Origin of the sequence: Alteromonas sp. RKMC-009, from assembly GCF_003584565.2 — a bacterium.
In the GTDB taxonomy this organism is placed as follows: Bacteria; Pseudomonadota; Gammaproteobacteria; order Enterobacterales; family Alteromonadaceae; genus Alteromonas.
Map to the genome: position 1 here is coordinate 3,066,349 of NZ_CP031010.1, position 13,361 is coordinate 3,079,709.

The 13,361-nt window shown below is 48.7% G+C and carries 15 protein-coding genes; 6 read left to right on the top strand and 9 right to left on the bottom strand.

Going from position 1 to position 13,361, the window contains the following annotated elements; all coding sequences use genetic code 11:
- Positions 1-3: 3 nt before the first annotated feature.
- The 3 genes from DS731_RS13590 to DS731_RS13600 are packed head-to-tail and all read right to left on the bottom strand — an operon-like array spanning position 4 to position 3,316.
- On the bottom strand, positions 4-1,440 hold the full coding sequence (locus DS731_RS13590; protein ID WP_119501843.1) for a wax ester/triacylglycerol synthase domain-containing protein: 1,437 nt from the start codon (positions 1,438-1,440) through the stop codon (positions 4-6).
- Complete coding sequence (locus DS731_RS13595; RefSeq protein WP_119501844.1) at positions 1,440-2,105, bottom strand: TetR/AcrR family transcriptional regulator; 666 nt, start codon at positions 2,103-2,105, stop codon at positions 1,440-1,442. The genes DS731_RS13590 and DS731_RS13595 overlap by 1 nt, the downstream gene beginning before the upstream one ends.
- A 2-nt stretch (positions 2,106-2,107) precedes the next feature.
- Positions 2,108-3,316 carry a DUF445 domain-containing protein gene (locus tag DS731_RS13600; RefSeq protein WP_119501845.1) on the bottom strand — a complete coding sequence of 403 codons (1,209 nt, stop codon included), beginning with the start codon at positions 3,314-3,316 and terminating at the stop codon, positions 2,108-2,110.
- A 195-nt stretch (positions 3,317-3,511) separates the two neighbouring features.
- Between DS731_RS13600 and DS731_RS13605 the strand changes: the two genes are divergently transcribed.
- From DS731_RS13605 to DS731_RS13615, 3 genes are all read left to right on the top strand, one after another.
- Positions 3,512-4,963, top strand: a complete 1,452-nt coding sequence (locus tag DS731_RS13605) for a DUF3336 domain-containing protein (RefSeq protein WP_442858466.1) — start codon at positions 3,512-3,514, stop codon at positions 4,961-4,963.
- Positions 4,964-5,012: 49 nt separating this feature from the next.
- Complete coding sequence (locus DS731_RS13610; RefSeq protein ID WP_119501847.1) at positions 5,013-6,398, top strand: hypothetical protein; 1,386 nt, start codon at positions 5,013-5,015, stop codon at positions 6,396-6,398.
- Between the two features lie 208 nt (positions 6,399-6,606).
- Entirely contained in the window at positions 6,607-6,786 is a 180-nt protein-coding gene (locus DS731_RS13615) for a hypothetical protein (RefSeq protein ID WP_119501848.1), read from the top strand.
- Between the two features lie 43 nt (positions 6,787-6,829).
- Here the strand turns inward: DS731_RS13615 and DS731_RS13620 are convergent, their stop codons facing one another.
- The 4 genes from DS731_RS13620 to fadR all read right to left on the bottom strand — a co-directional run bounded on the left by DS731_RS13620 (position 6,830) and on the right by fadR (position 9,245).
- Entirely contained in the window at positions 6,830-7,411 is a 582-nt protein-coding gene (locus DS731_RS13620) for a hypothetical protein (RefSeq protein ID WP_119501849.1), read from the bottom strand.
- A 79-nt stretch (positions 7,412-7,490) separates the two neighbouring features.
- Positions 7,491-7,850, bottom strand: a complete 360-nt coding sequence (locus DS731_RS13625; protein WP_119501850.1) for a phasin-related domain-containing protein — start codon at positions 7,848-7,850, stop codon at positions 7,491-7,493.
- 78 nt (positions 7,851-7,928) lie between these two features.
- Positions 7,929-8,309, bottom strand: a complete 381-nt coding sequence (locus tag DS731_RS13630; protein WP_119501851.1) for a VOC family protein — start codon at positions 8,307-8,309, stop codon at positions 7,929-7,931.
- Between the two features lie 225 nt (positions 8,310-8,534).
- Complete coding sequence (gene fadR, locus DS731_RS13635) at positions 8,535-9,245, bottom strand: fatty acid metabolism transcriptional regulator FadR (protein ID WP_119501852.1); 711 nt, start codon at positions 9,243-9,245, stop codon at positions 8,535-8,537.
- Between the two features lie 285 nt (positions 9,246-9,530).
- Between fadR and nhaB the strand changes: the two genes are divergently transcribed.
- From nhaB to DS731_RS13650, 3 genes are read left to right on the top strand one after another with little or no spacing between them, the layout of a single operon-like run.
- Positions 9,531-11,114, top strand: coding sequence for a sodium/proton antiporter NhaB (nhaB, locus tag DS731_RS13640; protein WP_119501853.1), 1,584 nt, complete (start codon positions 9,531-9,533; stop codon positions 11,112-11,114).
- A 16-nt stretch (positions 11,115-11,130) separates the two neighbouring features.
- Positions 11,131-11,652, top strand: a complete 522-nt coding sequence (gene dsbB, locus DS731_RS13645) for a disulfide bond formation protein DsbB (protein WP_119501854.1) — start codon at positions 11,131-11,133, stop codon at positions 11,650-11,652.
- Positions 11,649-12,200, top strand: coding sequence for a GNAT family N-acetyltransferase (locus tag DS731_RS13650; RefSeq protein ID WP_119501855.1), 552 nt, complete (start codon positions 11,649-11,651; stop codon positions 12,198-12,200). Before dsbB ends, DS731_RS13650 begins: the two co-directional genes overlap by 4 nt.
- 7 nt (positions 12,201-12,207) lie before the next feature.
- Here DS731_RS13650 and DS731_RS13655 read toward each other — a convergent pair whose 3' ends face one another.
- Both DS731_RS13655 and DS731_RS13660 read right to left on the bottom strand, forming a co-directional pair.
- Positions 12,208-12,699, bottom strand: a complete 492-nt coding sequence (locus DS731_RS13655; RefSeq protein ID WP_119501856.1) for a YcgN family cysteine cluster protein — start codon at positions 12,697-12,699, stop codon at positions 12,208-12,210.
- Positions 12,699-13,361, bottom strand: a complete 663-nt coding sequence (locus tag DS731_RS13660; protein WP_119501857.1) for a fumarylacetoacetate hydrolase family protein — start codon at positions 13,359-13,361, stop codon at positions 12,699-12,701. Before DS731_RS13660 ends, DS731_RS13655 begins: the two co-directional genes overlap by 1 nt.

The window sequence follows — 13,361 nt, forward strand, 5'->3', positions numbered from 1 at the left end:
AGACTATTCAGCAATGACTGAACGGGGATAACTTTCAATCTGCTCGCCGATATCTTCAATACCCACTCCGGGTTCATCCAGCGACTGGGCCAGAATGGCTAAAGCTTCATGGACATAGCCGGCCAGAGGGCTGATGTCTTTGACATGCCGGTTGCAGCACACCATCCCCACGTTTGCCGTCCCGTTGTAGGTCATGAGTGTGATATTCACGCCGCCACCCGGCGTCATGGTGGACACCGGATAACAGGCCAGTAATTTGCTGTCCTTCAGATAACGGGCTTCTTTTGGTCCGGGCAGGTTTGAAATTAAGATATTCGCTATGGGCTTGACGAAGTCTGACAAGTGTAACCATTCAAACACCAGTGATACCGCCTGAATAGTGATGGTGTACGCTTTGAATGCCCCCGGCGTCGCTTTTTGTGCAGCATGTTTGACGATGCGGTGATTCACAATAATTTGCCTTAACCGCACATACGGGTCCCGCTCACCGTGGGCCAGTTCAACAGGCACAATGGCAATTTTATTTCCGGTGGTCTTCTCGCCCGGTTTACGCAAATTAACCGGCATATTAGTATACAGAGGACGGATAAACCGCTGTCCGTGATCTTTCAGAAAACGGTGAACCGCAATATCAAATACGCACAGCAATATTTCGTTAGCAGATGCCCGCGTGCGTCTTGCCAGCGCTTTAATCTCTGCAAAATCGATGTCTGTTGTAGTTACCGCCCTGCCCGCTCTCACCTGTCCGGTAAGGGGCGTCTGCGTACCGCTGAAGGGCAAAGGCATGTAATGGGTGTTAATACGCACCAGCTTCATCAGCAGCCGCAACATAATGATGAAAAACTGCCAGCTGGTTTTCAGTCCCTGCCAGACGGCGAACAACCTGTCACGCCAGCGCACAAGGTGCTTTCTTTTGTGGCGCAGCCGTTTCAGCGCCCAGACCGGAGTAAACCCCTCCTCTGCAGGTCCGGCGGTATATCCGGCCTGAAACCAGCGAACCAGCGTTGCGCCGTCGCCGTAGAGGTGATGTACCCGTGCATAAATCACAAACTGACGGCTGGTATTGTCATGCAAAAAAATGAACTGCCAGAGTGGCTTTTCCGGGTCGAGCCGCGAAGCATGCAGTGTTTCAGTGAGTTTATCGAGCTGTCTGCGATCCTGAATGTTTTCAGTTATATGAAATTGCACGTGATAATCCATATCCATGTGCTTAAAAGGCTGCAAACCCAGGGGGTAACCCAGCAGCGTTTTAACCTTGCAATTAAATGGCGGGGTAATTTTTGTGTGCGATTTTACTTCTTCGTAAAGCGCCCTGACGTACTCTGAAGCACATGCCTGCTCAGGCATTTCAAGGATTTGCACACAACCCACATGCTTGGGACTGGCTTCAGACTCCGCCAGCCAGAAAGACTTGTCCAGAAAAGACAGTGAGCGGCCCATCAGTCTTCCCCGTCCGTCCATTCAGTATGTTTCAGGTTTGCCAGACTGTGACGGGCAATCCCCTGATTCAGTTCGGCCAGGGTGCCCTCCGGTAAAGTTAACCGCGGCAATAAACTCATCATTAATAAAGACAGGCAGTGATATCGCTGAGATTCACCGTCAAGGCTGCGGCCAAGCTGGTCATATTGGAACGACTGGGTCAATACCAGGGTTAACAGCTCTGTAAGCAGAGGTAACTCTGCTTTCTCCAGGGTCAGAGAACCGGAGGATTTAAGTGCATGCAATACATTGCTTATCTGTTTTTCCAGCGCACTCACCACCTGATTTCTCACTTTGTGGGCGTGCGGATACTTTTCGGCAAGATCTGCCGGGCTACGGTAAAGAAATTCAAACAGATGCAGTTTCTCAATGATCATGTAGAAATAATAGAACACATCTTCCGCACTGATGCGGCCGGCAATATCACTTCGCAGTACATGCAGCATCTGATTTTTGTGAATGCTGATAAGGCGTTCAACAATCACTTCTTTGCCTTTGTAATGGTAATACAGGTTACCCGGACTGATATCCAGTTCCATGGCAATATCTACACTGGTTACGCTGTTTTCGCCATGCTCATTGAACAGTGACAGCGCCGTGTAGAGTATTTTGTCTGCGGTTTTCATGATCAGATAAATACCAGATAAAGCTGGGCAAAACCGGCAGCCAGACCCAGCAATGCGCCTGTGAGAATAAGCTTCCATTCATCCTGCCGGTAAGCAGGACGCAATACACCTTCAAATTCTTCCGGCGAGAGTGCCTGCATGCGGAGCCGTAAGTCATCACCTACCCGCAAAGCAGAATGGGCGTAATCGTAAGCATAAAACAGGGTTTTATCTGAGTTTTCAAAAATACGCTGTACGGCCAGCGCTTTCATCTTGAAATAATTTTCAGAGCCGACACCCAGCCCGAAATACGGCTGGGCAATGGCCACATAGCGCTCAATAGCATCATTGACGTGCAGCTCAATTAGCTCCAGTAACGAAGCAGATCCGGAACCGTGCAGGATCACATGGGTAATATTTTGCGGAGTGATAAGCTTATTTTCGATAATTTCAGCATACACACGGGACACTTCCGCCTGTCGTTTCAGAAACATGCCCTGAACAGTCACAGGACCAAACTTGCGGGGACGTTTAGGCTCGAAGATGATTTTAATAGCAATCCAGTTAGTGGCGTAGCCCACCAGCAATCCGCCCAGCGGCAATAACCACCAGGCCTGAAAATAGTGCCACAGAAACATGGTGGGTAAGCCGAAAAGAAAACCAAAATAAAAACCGGAACGGACGATGAACGGAAACTCTTTGGCACCGGCAGTAAGAAAAATTTCATTGATGAGTGAAGGCGAACCGACCAGTTGCTCGACTACCAACTCTTTGATGTTCAGAATTTCATTTATATTTAACTGAAAATCTGTGACCAGCTTTTTTACAACCCGGGGCATGTCATTTTCAATCCGGCGGTAAACCAGATTCTTTCCCTGCACCGGCACTGCGGCCCATAAATCCGGTGCTGAAGCTTCCATCACCTCGTTGACCACACTTTTCAGCACCTGCTTTAAGCGCCGTTCGATGGCACAGGCCAGCTGTTCGCCGTCCAGGCGTTGGGCGAGTTCTTCAACACTGAGCAGTTTGCCCAGAACCAGCTCTACTTCAATTTCAGCCATTTCCCGCCGTTTTGCCGGGATCAGCCCCTGCCAGCCCAAAAATGGTCTGATCCCCTTAAATTCAATGGGATAAAACATCATTTTGACCGCCAGATAATTGGTCACCCAACCCACAATCGCGCTGATAAACGGGATAGACAGCAGGCTAAGCAGTTCCGGGTTCCATTCCATGCAAGCTATTGTTTTTGGCTATTTTACCGACATAGCTTCAGGCTAAAGGGAGATTACATATTTAGCAAACCTTTTGCGGTGAAAGCTTGATCTGCGCCATACGTTCAAAATTAGGTAGAGCATTCAAATTATTCCTGCCAGGCTGGTTAATATCACTGCAAGTGATGCGTTTCCAAAGATCAGTTAGAGGCCGGTATTATGGTATTTTTCTCAAAATCGAATGCAATAGAGCAGGATATTGAACAGGCTTCTGATTATGCTGAATACCGTGAAGCCTGCCTGGCTCACGACGCCCTGACCGGCGCAGAGAACTGGAAGCGAAAAGAAGCCAGCAGAGATTATGACTACCGGTTGATACGAAAGCGTGTTCAACGCATGCAGTCAGCCAGAAAGCTACAGGATGTGACCGGCCTGATGTCGGTACTCCATGAAGGGTTGCATGGCAACCTGGGTAATATCGCCAACCCTGCCCTGCTGACACACAGTAAAACGGGCACCAAGCAGCTTATCGAGACCTTTATCAGCGAAGTGGTGATGGCACTGGATGCCATTTACCGGGCTGATGAGTCTGTGGTGGATTTTTTCCATAAAAAGCAGTTTTTTGAAGAGACGGCTCATGCTTTCGGCCGTTCCTGTCTGATGCTGTCCGGTGGTGCCGGTCTGGGATTTTTTCACGCCGGTGTAGTGAAATCCCTCAATGAACACAACCTGTTGCCCACCGTGATATCAGGCGCCAGTGCCGGTGCTATTATCGCTGCTATGATTGGCACAAAAAACCAGCAGGAACTGCAGGAAGCCCTTTCTCCTGAGTTTATTCTGAGTAAGTTTCGTTACTGGAGAAAATGGTCAGGGTTTGGCAGGAAGTCGTTGCTGGATGCCACAGCGCTGGAAAATACCCTCATTGACCTGTTTGATCTGATGACCTTTGAAGAGGCTTTCAGTAAAACCGGCCGTCATATCAACATTTCCGTATCGCCGATGGATTTGCATCAACAATCACGGGTACTCAACGCCAAATCGTCTCCGAATGCTATTATTACTCAGGCTGTGCGGGCTTCCACCGCCGTCCCGTTATTTTTCAGTCCTGTGCAACTACGCGCTAAAAATGCTGCCGGCGATATCATACCGTACATCCCTAACCGCAGGTTTGTGGACGGTTCACTCATGGCGGATTTGCCTTTCAGACAATTGTCGCGGTTATACGGTGTTAACCACAGCATCGTCAGCCAGACAAATCCTCTGGCTGTGCCTTTTTTGTCTTCGAACCGCGCCGGCGCTACCACACTGACCGGACTGACATTCCGCCACGTCAGTCAACTGGCAAAGTCTAACAGCATTTTTGCGTTCGACATGCTTGAGAACCTCACCGGTAACAAGGCTGCCCGCCTCGCAATTCATAAAGTACGGTCGGTTATTGACCAGCAGTACGTAGGCAATATTAATATTCTTCCTCATAAGCAGCTCAGGAGTCTCAGTCAGATCCTCGCCAACCCGACTTCAGAAAGTATTACGTCGCTGATACGCAGCGGCGAGAAGGCTACCTGGGAGCACATTGATGTTATTGAAAGAAATACTAAAATTAGCGAGACGTTACGCTTATATTTAACTAAGCTAAAAGAACGGGAAGCCAGGGAATCAGGGCACTGATAAAAAACCGGAAAGGAAGACCCGGAGTATTTTAACGCTCAGGAATGCCGTGAACCACAATGCCACTCAGGCTGACAGCCAGTATGTCAGCAAAGTCAAAAAACTCATTGAACTTGTCGATCCTGTGGATACGGCAAAGCCCTCGGTGGTGACATACGCCAGACACTTTTATGCGGTGACCGCAGACCTGAAAAAGCGCATTCAGAGCCTGGCGCAGGAAGTCAAAGTTGTCAGCGAAACCAGGGCTAACATTGCCGTGCTGGAAGATCTGAAGAAGCAACACAAAGCCGCGGTGCAGCAACTTGAGAAAGAACAGGCAGATCGCCAGCGCCTGATAATCACTATTGTGTCGCAGGTAATTGCCCTGAGTGAAGGTGAAACTTATTATGAAACCCAGACCGCCAGCTCCCGCTTTCTTGGCACATTGCTTCTGCTCACGCGGGGTAAGGACGGCAATTACGCCCGCTATCATCAACGGCTTAAACCGCTTTATAAAGCCGTACTTGCTCTCAGATTAAGTGACAAAGTGCTGGCAGACAGCAGCGTAAAACATAGCTATTTATCAAAATATGCTGGCGTACTTGAACGGTTTACTGATGAAGTAAAAATGCGGGAATGGGCAAACTTCATCGCCACCCCTGTCATCGCAGCGGCTGTTTTTCAGGACATCGGACTTTATCACGAAGAGGCTGTGCGCATTCTGTACGGAGAAGACGGCGAAGATGATCCGTTCAGAGAACTTGATGAATCTTTCCGCAAGCAATTGTTAAAGATTAACTATCAGCAAACGCTGACCTTTATCAGAGACGGCGTCTCCTTTATCGGCTGTGAACAAAACAAAGGCCCCCACGGTTTTCTTATGGAACTGATGCAGGACACATTCACCGGTAAATCCGGAATCGGCGATATTTTAAAAATCCCGCAGGTCTATTCCTCCATCGTCCTGTCCACCAAACCCGGCTATAACCGCTCTATGCTGCCGAAGGGTTATATGCTGATTGAACAAATGGCGAAACAAAAAAGTGTTAACAGCAGGCTCGCTGAGCACTTCATCAATATTGTGGGTTATTTCCCTCAGGGATTCGGTGTGTGCTTCATTCCGGTGAATGAAAAAGGTCAGGAAAAAGACCAGTATGAATATGCCATTGTGTCCCGGTTAAACCCGGAGCATCCTGCTGAACCGGTTTGCAAAATTGTGTCCAGAAACCTGACCTTTTTTGCTGCCGGCAAAGAAGAACGGGTAGCGAAAGACAGAAATCTGTTCTTTAACGCCACCAAACAAAAGCTGATGAAAATTGACCGCGCACGCATGACAGAAATCATGTGTCAGTTGAAAAAGAACTTCACCATCGCCGATGTGGACGAACACATTCCGGCATTCTGGGAACCCCATGACTTCTTTGCCGACCGCAAAAACCAATCTATCTGGCGGTGATAGACATCAATCACTGAAATCCTCGCCCCGGGTTCAGTTTTATTTGATATTTTAATTTTATAAATTTGGTCGCGAGCTTAAAAATCAGGCTTAGCAGGCATGATCGGTATTGCTGCTGTGGATATTGCGACAAGCTTAACGACACCATAGTCAGAATTCGGGGCAGTTTAACTGCGGACAACTGCCCCCCTTCACCGGAGGGTAATACATGAAACGGATAACGCCTTACACTCTTCTATTTTCAGCCTTTCTGTTGTTCGCAGCCTATTTTGTGGAAGGGCTTGAACAACCTTATTATCTTACTCTGGGTTTGATATTTCTGGCGCTGGCGATTTTGCTCAGCAACCCTAAAACCAGGGCTAAGTTATTGAACACGAAAAAAGGGTAGCGCTTTCGCTACCCACTCAAAGACAACAGGCAGGCTGTGAGCGTTACCTTGCTTTAGGACGAACTGAAGATACCGAGCGGGGTCTCGCTCCGGGAGTAGAAGTCACCGTTTTCTTCCGGGTTGAAGGTCTCCGCGAAGGCTTCTCCGGCGTCTCTGCACTGGCAGATTTTGCTGCTGTCGCAGCGGAATCAGCTTTTTCAGCTACATCTTTCGTTTTCACTTTGGCAGAAGCTTCAGCTTCCTGCGTTGCCTGAGCTTTTTCCTGTGCCTGCTTTGCCGCCAGTAACGCAACCTGTTCTACCAGCACATCCACTTTCGCCGACAACACATCAAGTTGTTGCTCACGTTTGTCACGCTTTGCCGTGAAAGACGGCACAAATGACCAGAGCGGACTGGTTTTGACTAACTGTTCCATATTGGCAAGAACAGCCGAAGGCGACAAAGATGACCGGAGATGTGCATCCATCCTGGCACCCCGTTGCTGCAGCTCATCAAAGGATTTTTTTTGCGCATCAAGCTGACGGTTAATCTGTTCAGTCACGCCGGACAACTGCTCAGCGATAAGTTCGGAGCCGGCTTCAATCCAGCCGGTCAACGGACCGTTTGGCTTATTTTTCTGTACCATCACTTTTCCTTTATACTGAAGAAATCGTAGCGGCGAAAACACCGCGTGCCCGTCGTGCCGGACACACGGTGATCTGACATTATTTATTCGCTGCCAGCTTGGCAACCGCTTCTGTCAATGCGTCAATTTTGGCTGAAAGCTCTTCAATACGATGATCAGTATTATCCGTATCAAGTCCCAGCTTCTGACGTACATCACTCACACGGCTTTCAACATCGTCAGTGGTTTCTTTGAATTTAGTACGGGCGTCATCTTCTAAAGTTTCACCCTTTTTCACTAATTCATCGAACATTTTAGACGCTTCAGTGCTCAGCTTTTCGTAACGGCCCTGTGCTTCTTCAACACTTTTACCATAGGCACCCAGTCCTGCAAGCCAGACTTTGCGGGCGAAATCTTCAGCATCATTCAATTTGCTTTTAATAGTATCTGATTTGGTCATTTTCGGCTCTCCTAGTGGAATTCGCTTCATCTGACACAACCATAAAATGAAAAGTTAGAAAGCGCATACTAATCCCGTTTATTTTTGGGAATGCAGACCAATCATATTGCCTTCACTATCCTGCAGCAGTGCGACAAAGCCATATTCGCCAATCGGAAATTTTTCCTTAATAACCGTGCCGCCCGCTTTGGGTACGCGGGCACATTCAATGGCACAGTCATCACAGGAGAAGTAGACCAGTGTGCCCGTACCGCCGGGTGTCATTCCTTCCATACTGACCAGCGCGCCGCTGGCTCCGTAAGCCGTCATGTCAGAGCCAAATCCTTTCATGACCAGCGATTCATCCGCAGGTACAGAGATTGTCTCTAACTCACACATAAAAACAGATTCATAGAAGGTTTGTGCCCGGGACATATCACTGACGTAAATTTCAAACCAGCCAACGGGATTGAGGTTCATTGTGTTTCCTTACTGTCTGAGAGGTTGATTCAGGGCCGGCTGACCCGTTCTGAACACCACCGGCATTGACTTCACCGGCGTGCGGCGACAGCAAGAAAACAACATGACGGGTAAAACGGATCCCAGCATAAAGGAAGTAAAGGCTTTACCGCAAGCCCGGGAGATTCGAAAGGCAGATAGCAAAAAGCCCGGCGGATACCGGGCTTTCAGGATAAAACAGAATGATTAGTCGACGAGATCTTTAGGCATATCTTCGCGGATTTGTGCCCACACTTTACCTGACGCGATACCATACTGACGGATCAGGCCTGGTACACTCTCGTGGTCTCCGGATTTCGCTGCCGCTAACAGTTTACCGTAGAAATCTTTCGCCACATCACGGGCGGATTGCTGGGCAAAAAAGTAACCACCGATGCGGGAATACAATCCGCGGAAGCCGTTCATCATCAGAACAAACACTTTATTGCCGGATGCCAGCGCAAGATCGTGGTTTAACTGATAATCAAAATGCGCAAAATCTTTGCCGTCTTCTTCAATATTCAGATACCGGGCGATAATTTCCGCAGAGTCTTCAGGGTTATTCCGGATTGCCATACGAATAAACACTGCGCTCAGATTCGTACGGGCGGCCAGCAGGTTATCCACCAGCTCGGGAATACCGTCCTGATCGAGACGGGCCAGGGTTTCCAGAATATTCAGACCACAAGTTTCCCAAAAGTTGTTCACTTTTGTGGGTTTGCCATGCTGAATCGTCAACCAGCCGTCTCTGGCGAGTCGTTGTAATACTTCGCGTAACGTGGTGCGTGTTACACCAATAAGCTCGGACAGCTCCCGTTCTGCCGGAAGAATGGTCCCCGGAGGGAAACGACCACTCCAGATAGACTCAACAATATACTCTTCAGCAAAACCTGCCGGGCTCTGGGCTTTATAAATCATAGGTGACTCGCCTGAATCTCTTTTTATTGTCAAACTCATTGTACCAGAGGAATTTTCTTTAACACAATCAATTAATCAGTCATAAAACTGATATAAGTTATACTAACTGAGGCCTGTGGCAGCTTTCTCAAGCTGTTTTTTTCAGGTAGAGTTTGGTTATGAGTGTACCAGATGTGATAAAAGCCACTAAAAACCATAACTTGGCTAATGTCCAACATTCTCTGGACAAGATTTACGATAATAATTACATTCACATCGCAACAAGTTGTTAAAGGAAAATTAACTATGCAAACATCGCTACCTATGGCGCTTTATAAGAACTTTCTCGGGCATGCGCCGGACTGGTACAAAAAAACAATTGTAGCGTTCCTTATTCTTAATCCTTTCCTTTTCATGGTAGATCCATACCTCGCGGGTTGGACACTGGTCATCGAGTTTATCTTCACGCTGGCGATGGCACTGAAATGTTATCCTTTGCAACCTGGTGGTCTTTTGCTGATTGAAGCGATGTTCATTGGCATGACCTCGCCCGAACACATGATGCATGAAATTGAGGTGAACCTTGAGGTACTGCTGTTACTGGTCTTCATGGTTGCCGGTATTCACTTCATGAAAGATCTGCTGCTGTTCCTGTTTACCAAGCTGGTCATACGGGTGAGAAACAAGATGATATTGTCGCTGTCTTTTATTGCAGCGTCCGCGTTTTTATCTGCTTTCCTTGACGCATTGACGGTTGTCGCGGTCATTATTGCGGTGGGTCTGGGTTTCTACACGATTTACCACAAGGTCGCCTCCGGCAAAGAATTTCATCATGACCATGATCATACAGACGATGACGGTGTGTCGAATCTGGGGCGTGATGATCTGGAGAACTTCCGTGCGTTCCTGCGCAACCTGATGATGCACTCAGCGGTGGGTACTGCGCTGGGTGGCGTAATGACCATGGTAGGTGAACCACAAAACCTGATTATTGCTGATAAAGCGAGTTGGGACTTCGTTGAGTTCTTTACCCGAATGGCACCGATTACCTTACCCGTATTCGTATGCGGTCTGGCCACTACAATAATACTGGAGAAAACGAAACTGTTCAGCTATGGCGCCCAGCTACCGGCGGCAGTAAGAGACATTCTTGTATCCTACGACAAACATATGGATGAAGGCCGTACTAACCGCGATAAAGCCCGTCTGGCCGTTCAGGCGTTAATTGGTGTCTGGCTGGTTGTGGGACTTGCGGGTCACTTTGCTTCTGTTGGTCTTATCGGTTTGTCAGTCATTGTTCTGGCAACATCTGCCAGCGGTATTATTGAAGAGCATGCGTTAGGTAAAGCGTTTGAAGAAGCCCTGCCGTTTACAGCATTGCTATGTGTTTTCTTCGGTGTGGTTGCGGTAATTATCGATCAGGGCCTGTTCCAGCCGGTTATCCACTGGGTACTGTCTTTCGAAGGCGAAACTCAGCTGGTGATGTTCTATCTTGCCAACGGTGTGCTGTCGATGGTCAGTGATAACGTGTTTGTAGGCTCTGTGTACATTACGGAAGTGATGGCAGCGCTGCAGGAAGGCCAGATCACCCGTGACCAGTTCGACTTACTGGCTGTTGCTATCAATACAGGTACAAACCTGCCTTCTGTAGCGACACCTAACGGCCAGGCAGCATTTTTGTTCCTGTTAACGTCAGCCATTGCCCCGTTGTTGCGCTTGTCCTACGGAAAAATGGTAATGATGGCGCTGCCTTACACCGTGGTACTCACCTTAGTAGGACTGGCAGCCACCTATTTTGGCTTGGCAGATGCCACACAAGCGCTATACGATATGCACCTTATTGAGCACCATTCAGCCACGATGCCAGTATCAGGCGCTGAACCGCACTAAGGTTTTTATTGCAACAATGAATCTCATTCAATGGATTAGTCGCCAGGCGGAGTATAAACCCGCCTGGCTTCTTTTATTTTTATCTGCCGCAGGACTGTTGTCTGCAGCATTATATTTTCAGCATGTTAATGGCCTGCAACCCTGTGTAATGTGTATTTATCAGCGAACAGCGGTTATCGGTATTTTGTTGTCCGGTTTACTGGTCGTTATTGTGAATCATGGCCTGACGCGGATGCTGGCTTTCGCCGGTTGGGCGGTTTCTTCAGTTTGGGGCTTTATGATCGCCCGTGAACAGTACGACATCATTCACAGTACCTCTCTGTTTGCCAGTTGCGAAATAGTTCCGAATTTCCCTTCATTTATGCCCCTTTATGACTGGTTACCGGCCATATTTGAAGCAAAAGGGGATTGCCTGGATGACGGCTGGCGTGTTGCCGGACTGGGTATGCCTGAGTGGATGATGGTGATCTTCGGGATTTACGCTGCCGTATTCGTTATCGTGTTTGGCTGTCGTTTACTGGACAAGAAACCCTTTTGATTGACTTAAGTACCCTGCCATCGCGGCTTCCTGCTATTGCAACCACAACCAGCCCCATCAGTATTGAACGGGCCGGGCAAAAACATGCCGATTTGTTGTGTGAAGCGTCTCAGCAATCAGTCAGTCATGTGCGGCCATGGATGGGTACAGATCTGTGCCCTGTCACCCCCGCGCAGGCCCGTCAGTGTCTGACCGCGCTGGAAAATCAGCGTGAGCAGGGTTACGGTATCACCTACCTGCTGGTGATGGACAACCGTTGTCTGGGCATGGGACTGATAAACTATATCCACCCTTTGCACCGTAACGCGAATCTGGGTTTCTGGATCCGGCCTGAGGCATGCGGACAGGGTCTGGCTGTTCAGCTTTGCCAGGCATTGAAGAAACTGGCTTTTGATCAGATGGATTTATTTCGTCTGGAGTTGTTTATTGAACCCAATAACAAAGCCAGTTTACGTGTTGCTGAAAAGTTGGGAGCAGAAAAGGAAGGTTATTGCCGCAAACGTATCTGCGGCAGACATGCATTGCTTTACGCGTTAACGAACGAATAGCCGGATATCAGTCTGTGTCGTGCAAAGGCCAGCTGGCGATATAATCTTCAAACGCGTCTAAATCCACATCCGTTTCAAATACGGTCTTCCCTCTCACAGACATACCGGCCTGATGCATTTTGGCTTTCTTGCCCTTATTTAGCAGCGGATGCCAGGACGGCAGCCCGCGACCTTCATGCAAACGCCGGTAGCTGCAACTTGGCGGCATAAAGAAAATATCCTTGAGATTCTCTTTGGTCAGCTTTACACAATCAGGAACCAGCTTTGTGCGCTCTGCATAGCGGGTACAGCCACAGGTTTTGGTATTCAGAAGCGAACAGGCAATGTTGGTATAGTGAATTTCCTCTCCCTGATTCAGGGTATCCGTTGGCGCGGCTTCTTCAGCATCGTCATCTTCAATGAACTTATGCAGACAACATTTTGCACAACCGTCACACAGTGATTCCCACTCAGCAACAGTCATTTCATCAAGCGTCTTCGTTTCCCAGAACGGTGTCATCACATCACCACATTCGTTTCGACAGACATTAATTCACCCAGCTCTGCGCGGATCCTGTCACCGGCATTTAGCGGGCCTACGCCTTTTGGCGTTCCGGTGAGAATAATATCGCCGGGTTGCAGGGTGAAGATGTGAGACATTTCTGCGATAAGCTCCGCTACCGGCCGGATCATCATTGCTGTATGCCCCTGCTGACGCACGGTATCATTCACGGTCAGGGTGAAATGAATGTCAGTAAGATCTCCGGTTTGCGTCAACGGAGCGAAAGCGGAAACCGGGCAGCTGCGATCAAAGGCTTTGGCACGCTCCCAGGGATAGCCCTGCGCTTTGAGTTCACTTTGTACATCACGTAAGGTCAGGTCAAGGGCGAGCCCTGCGCCCCAAATAGCGGCCAGCGCGTCATCAGGCGTCGCTTTGCACAGTGACTGACTCAGCAAGATTGCCACTTCAAGTTCGTTATGGCATTCGCCTTTGTCTGAAGGGATCACCACCGGTTCAGACAAATGGCAAAGTGCCGGAGCCGGCTTCATAAACAACAAGGCTTCATCCGGCACAGTGTTGTTCAGCTCCTGAATATGATCAAGATAGTTGCGGCCGATACACAGGGCACGTGTCACAGGCAAAGGAACAGGCTGGCCCTGAATATTGAGATGTTGATACAT

Bases quoted from the DNA above. Each gene is read 5' to 3' on its own strand.
- DS731_RS13590 (WP_119501843.1), bottom strand. From the start codon at position 1,440: ATGGGCCGCTCACTGTCTTTTCTGGACAAGTCTTTCTGGCTGGCGGAG.
- DS731_RS13595 (WP_119501844.1), bottom strand. From the start codon at position 2,105: ATGAAAACCGCAGACAAAATACTCTACACGGCGCTGTCACTGTTCAAT.
- DS731_RS13600 (WP_119501845.1), bottom strand. From the start codon at position 3,316: ATGGAATGGAACCCGGAACTGCTTAGCCTGCTGTCTATCCCGTTTATC.
- DS731_RS13615 (WP_119501848.1), top strand. From the start codon at position 6,607: ATGAAACGGATAACGCCTTACACTCTTCTATTTTCAGCCTTTCTGTTG.
- DS731_RS13620 (WP_119501849.1), bottom strand. From the start codon at position 7,411: ATGGTACAGAAAAATAAGCCAAACGGTCCGTTGACCGGCTGGATTGAA.
- DS731_RS13625 (WP_119501850.1), bottom strand. From the start codon at position 7,850: ATGACCAAATCAGATACTATTAAAAGCAAATTGAATGATGCTGAAGAT.
- DS731_RS13630 (WP_119501851.1), bottom strand. From the start codon at position 8,309: ATGAACCTCAATCCCGTTGGCTGGTTTGAAATTTACGTCAGTGATATG.
- fadR (WP_119501852.1), bottom strand. From the start codon at position 9,245: ATGATTTATAAAGCCCAGAGCCCGGCAGGTTTTGCTGAAGAGTATATT.
- nhaB (WP_119501853.1), top strand. From the start codon at position 9,531: ATGCAAACATCGCTACCTATGGCGCTTTATAAGAACTTTCTCGGGCAT.
- dsbB (WP_119501854.1), top strand. From the start codon at position 11,131: ATGAATCTCATTCAATGGATTAGTCGCCAGGCGGAGTATAAACCCGCC.
- DS731_RS13655 (WP_119501856.1), bottom strand. From the start codon at position 12,699: ATGACACCGTTCTGGGAAACGAAGACGCTTGATGAAATGACTGTTGCT.
- DS731_RS13660 (WP_119501857.1), bottom strand. From the start codon at position 13,361: ATGTATCAACATCTCAATATTCAGGGCCAGCCTGTTCCTTTGCCTGTG.